The sequence below is a fragment of the Micromonospora endophytica genome, from assembly GCF_003236305.1.
GTDB classification, from domain to species: Bacteria; Actinomycetota; Actinomycetes; order Mycobacteriales; family Micromonosporaceae; genus Micromonospora; species Micromonospora endophytica.
In genome coordinates, this window is sequence record NZ_POTX01000359.1 from 1 (window position 1) to 4,343 (window position 4,343).

Below are 4,343 nucleotides of genomic sequence, written 5' to 3' on the forward strand. Positions count from 1 at the left end.
ACGGGTGGGGTGGGCGCGGGTGGGGGTGCGGTGGGTGCGACCATCGCAACCGTGATGGGAACGTTGAAGACCGAGCCGGCCCGCACTCGACCCGACCTGCTGGCGCCGCCGGTCGCCACGGCGCTGGCCCAGTGGCCGGCCGACGCCGGAGTCGACGTCGACTCGGTGCTCGTGGCGCCGATCGACGCCGACCTCGCCGACACGGCCGCCTTCTGCGAGGCGTACGGGGTGGGCCTGGACGAGTCGGCCAACTGCGTGGTGGTCGCCGGCAAGCGCGAGGGAATCGTCAGGTACGCGGCCTGCCTGGTGCTCGCCACCACCCGGGCCGACGTCAACGGGGTGGCACGGCGGACGCTTGACGTCCGCAAGGCGAGCTTCGCGCCGATGGTCGACGCGGTAGAGCTGACCGGCATGGAGTACGGCGGCATCACCCCGATCGGTCTGCCATCGCAGTGGCCGATCCTGGTCGACGCCCGGGTGGTGGCCATGCCGTACGTCGTCATCGGCTCCGGCGTACGGCACAGCAAGATCGCGCTGCCGGGACCGGCGCTGGCCGCGCTGCCCGGCGCCCGGGTGGTGGAGGATCTGGCCCGACCGGCCTGACCCTCGATGTCGGTCGATGTTGTTGCACGTGAAACATCGCCCCCGAGTCAGCCGTCGGTGGACTCCCGCTTGTCGACCTCAGTGAGAGCGGCGAGCAGGGTGGCCGGTTCCTGCGCGCCGGTCACCGCGTACTTCCCGGCGAGCACGAAGGTGGGCACGCTCGTCACCCCGATCTGCCGGGCGGCGGTCAGTTCGGCGGTCAACTCGGCCACACCCTCGGTGGAGTCGAGGAACCGACGGGCTTCGGCGTCGTCCAGGCCGATCGTGCCAGCGACCTTCGCGAGCGCGTCCCGCGAGCCGATGTCAATGCCCTCGGTGAAGTGGGCGCGGTGCAGGGCTTCGACCGCCTCACCGCCGCGGCCACCGGCGGTGGCCCAGTTGATCAGCCGGTGCGCGTCGAAGGTGTTGGCCGCGATGGCGCGCTCGAAGCGCAGGTCCAGGCCGACACTCGCACCGATCTCGGTGACCTGGGCGGTCATCTGCCGAGCCTGGTCCGGCCCGCCGAACTTGGCAGCCAACGCGTCGAGCAGTGGCACCGGCGCGGTCACCGGGGACGGGTCGAGCTGAAACGGTCGATGGCGTACGTCCACCTTGCCGTCGTACGAGGTCAGAGCCTGCTCCAGACGACGGCGGCCGATCCAGCACCACGGGCACACCACGTCGGCGTAGATGTCGATCTCCATGACCGGATCAACCCGCTGACCGGCCAACCTGTTCCCGGACCTGCCGGTTCAACCCCCAACCTGTTCCCGGACCTGCCGGTTCAACCGCCAACCTGTTCCCGGACCTGCCGGTTCAACCCCCAACCTGTTCCCGGACCTGCCGGTTCAACCGCCAACCTGTTCCCGGACCTGCCGGTTCAACCCCCAACCTGTTCCCGGACCTGCCGCTTGAGTCGGCCGAGGATGGCGGTGCCGCCGCGTACCCGCAGCGGGCTGATCGCCTGGGCCAGCCCCATCCGCTGGTACAGGTCATCCGGCACGGCCAGCACCTGCTCCGGGCTGGCGTCGGCCAGCCCCTCGGCGAGGATGCCGGCGAACGCCCGGGTGGTGGGTGACTCCGGCGGGCAGTCGAACAGTGTGCGTACCGTGCCCTCGGCCGTCACCTCGGCGCGCAGGAAAAACGGCGTCTGGCACTCCGGCACCTGTTCCATGCCCTCGTGACCCTCGTGACCCTCGTGCCCGGCGGGCAGCGGCGGTACGGCATCGGAGTACTCCAGCAGCATCTCCAACACCACGTCGCGGGGCGCGGCCGCGAACTCGTCGACGATCTCGGCCAGCTTGCTCGGCATCTCGGGCATTCCGCCAGGCTACCGGCGCCGCTCGCGCTCCCCGCGCCGCTCGTGCTCCCCGCGCCGCTCGTGCTCCCCGCGCCGCTCGTGCTCCCAGCGCCGCTCGCGGGGTGGTGTTAATAGGGGGCCCTTCCTATACACGAGGCGTTAATAGGGGGCCCCTCCTTACACCGTGGGTGACTGTTCGGTGATTTCGCTGAGGGCGGAGGTCGGGTCGAGCTGCATGGCCAGGTCGCCGAGGGAGACGATGCCTACCAGTTTGCGCTCGTTGTCGCAGACGAGGATCCGCCGGATGCCGCGTTCCCGCATCAGCGCCGCGGCCTCACCGGCCGTGCAGAACTGCTCGATCATCACGACCTCGCGGGTGGTGATCGAACCGATGGTGGTGCTCGACGCGTCGGCGTTCTCGGCCACGGCCCGGACCACGATGTCGCGGTCGGTGAGGATGCCGGCCAGGTTGGCACCGTCGGTGACGACGACGTCGCCGATGTCGGCCTCCTTCATCACCCGGGCGGCTTCGTCCAGGGTGGTCTCGGCGGACAGGTAGATCACCTGCCTGGTCATCACGTCAGCGACCCGGTACTCGGTCATGAGAGCCTCCAGAAACAGTCAACCGACCCGATCCGTACCCCGTCACGTGACGGCTACACCACGTTTCAGATTTACCCGCCCGTCAACTGTTCCGCCAGGTTCTCCAGGGACAACTCGACTCGTTCGCCGGTCGCCCGGTCACGCAGCTCGACGTACCCGTCGGTGAGGCGGCGTCCGACCACGACGGTGCGCGGGATGCCGATCAGCTCAGCGTCGGTGAACTTCACCCCGGCGGAGACGCCGGGCCGGTCGTCGACAAGCACCCGCAGGCCGCTGGCGGCCAGCCGCTCACCGAGGTCGAGCGCGGCCTCCAGCTGCGGGCCCTTGCCGGCGGCGACCAGGTGTACGTCGCAGGGTGCGACCGTGGCCGGCCAGACCAGTCCCCGCTCGTCGTGGTGCTGTTCGGCGATCGCCGCCACCGCCCGGGACACCCCGATGCCGTAGCAACCCATGGTGGGCCGGACCGGTTTGCCCTGCGGACCGAGCACGTCCACGGAGAAGGCGTCGGTGTATCGCCGGCCGAGCTGGAAGATGTGGCCGATCTCGATTCCCCGGCGCATGGTCAGCCGGCCGGTGGCACAGCCGGGGCAGCGGTCGCCGGCACGGACCTCGGCGGCCTCCACCGTGCCGTCGGCGGTGAAGTCCCGCCCGCAGACGACGTTTGTGGCGTGCCGGCCTGGCTCGTTCGCACCGGTCAACCAGGCGCTACCCGGTACGACGCGGGGGTCGACCAGGTAGCGGACACCGAGCTTGTCGAAGACCTGCGGCCCGAGGTAGCCACGGACCAGCTCGGGATGCTCGTCCCAGGCGTCGAAGACGTCCACGGTGGCCGGTGCCAGCGCGGCGGTCAGCCGTTTCAGGTCGACCTCCCGATCGCCGGGCAGGCCGACCACAAGCAGTTCGGCTGCCTCGGCACCGGGGCGGCGTACCGTCAGCACGATGTTCTTCAGGGTGTCGGCGGCCGACCAGTCGTCCCGGCCAGCCAGTCGGCGGTCGTTCGCCAACTCGACAAGGCTGGCGATTGTCGGCGTCTCCGGAGTGTCGTGCACCTCGGCGGCCGGGTGTCGGTGCGGGTCGCCGGCGGGTGGCACGGGCGTGGTGACCGCCTCGGTGTTGGCCGCGTAGCCGCATTCGGTGCAGCCGACGTAGGTGTCCTCGCCGACCGGTGTGGTGGCCAGGAACTCCTCCGACGCGGAGCCGCCCATCGCGCCCGACACCGCGTGCACCACCGAGTAGTCGAGGCCCAGCCGGTCGAAGATCCTCTGGTACGCCTCGCGATGGCGACCGTACGCGACCCGTAGGCCGTCGTCGTCCAGGTCGTAGGAGTACGCGTCCTTCATCAGGAACTCGCGTCCGCGTAGCAGACCGGCCCGGGGGCGGGCCTCGTCGCGGAACTTGGTCTGGATCTGGAACACCGTCACCGGCAGATCCCGGTACGAGGTGCACAGGTCCTTGACCAACAGCGTCGCCAACTCCTCGTGGGTGGTTGCGAGCAGATGTGCGGCACCACGCCGGTCGGCCAGGGTGAAGATGTCGTCGCCGTACTCGGTCCACCGCCCGCTGGTGCGGTAGGGCTCCGCCGGCAGCAACGCCGGGAAGTGCACCTCCTGGTCACCGATCGCGGTCAGCTCGGCCCGGACGATCTCGGTGACCCGGTCCAGCACCAGCTTGCCCAGCGGCAGCCAGGTGTAGCCGCCCGGCGCGGCCCGACGGATGTAGCCGGCACGCAGCAGCAGCCGATGACTCGGCACCTCCGCGTCGGCCGGGTCTTCCCGCAGGGTCCGGATCAACGCCGTCGACATCCGCAGCAACATCACCGCACCCTACGACCACCCCCCACCCCCCAGCACCCCGATTC

The 4,343-nt window shown here is 70.2% G+C and carries 5 protein-coding genes; 1 reads left to right on the forward strand and 4 read right to left on the reverse strand.

Annotated elements, in window-relative coordinates; translation table 11 throughout:
• The first annotated feature begins 54 nt into the window (after positions 1–54).
• Positions 55–603 carry a YbaK/EbsC family protein gene (locus C1I93_RS28880; RefSeq protein WP_111246424.1) on the forward strand — a complete coding sequence of 183 codons (549 nt, stop codon included), beginning with the start codon at positions 55–57 and terminating at the stop codon, positions 601–603.
• A gap of 47 nt (positions 604–650) precedes the next feature.
• On the opposite strand, the gene C1I93_RS28885 is transcribed toward C1I93_RS28880, so the two are convergent.
• The 4 genes from C1I93_RS28885 to C1I93_RS28900 all read right to left on the reverse strand — a co-directional run bounded on the left by C1I93_RS28885 (position 651) and on the right by C1I93_RS28900 (position 4,299).
• Positions 651–1,286: a DsbA family oxidoreductase gene (locus C1I93_RS28885; protein WP_111246420.1), complete on the reverse strand. Its 636-nt coding sequence runs from the start codon at positions 1,284–1,286 to the stop codon at positions 651–653.
• Between the two features lie 176 nt (positions 1,287–1,462).
• Positions 1,463–1,903 carry a SufE family protein gene (locus C1I93_RS28890; RefSeq protein ID WP_111246421.1) on the reverse strand — a complete coding sequence of 147 codons (441 nt, stop codon included), beginning with the start codon at positions 1,901–1,903 and terminating at the stop codon, positions 1,463–1,465.
• Between the two features lie 156 nt (positions 1,904–2,059).
• Positions 2,060–2,485, reverse strand: coding sequence for a CBS domain-containing protein (locus C1I93_RS28895; RefSeq protein ID WP_111246422.1), 426 nt, complete (start codon positions 2,483–2,485; stop codon positions 2,060–2,062).
• 71 nt (positions 2,486–2,556) lie between these two features.
• The gene (locus tag C1I93_RS28900) at positions 2,557–4,299 is read right to left on the reverse strand and encodes a proline--tRNA ligase (RefSeq protein ID WP_111246423.1); all 1,743 of its coding nucleotides are present in this window, start codon (positions 4,297–4,299) and stop codon (positions 2,557–2,559) included.
• Positions 4,300–4,343: the final 44 nt, after the last annotated feature.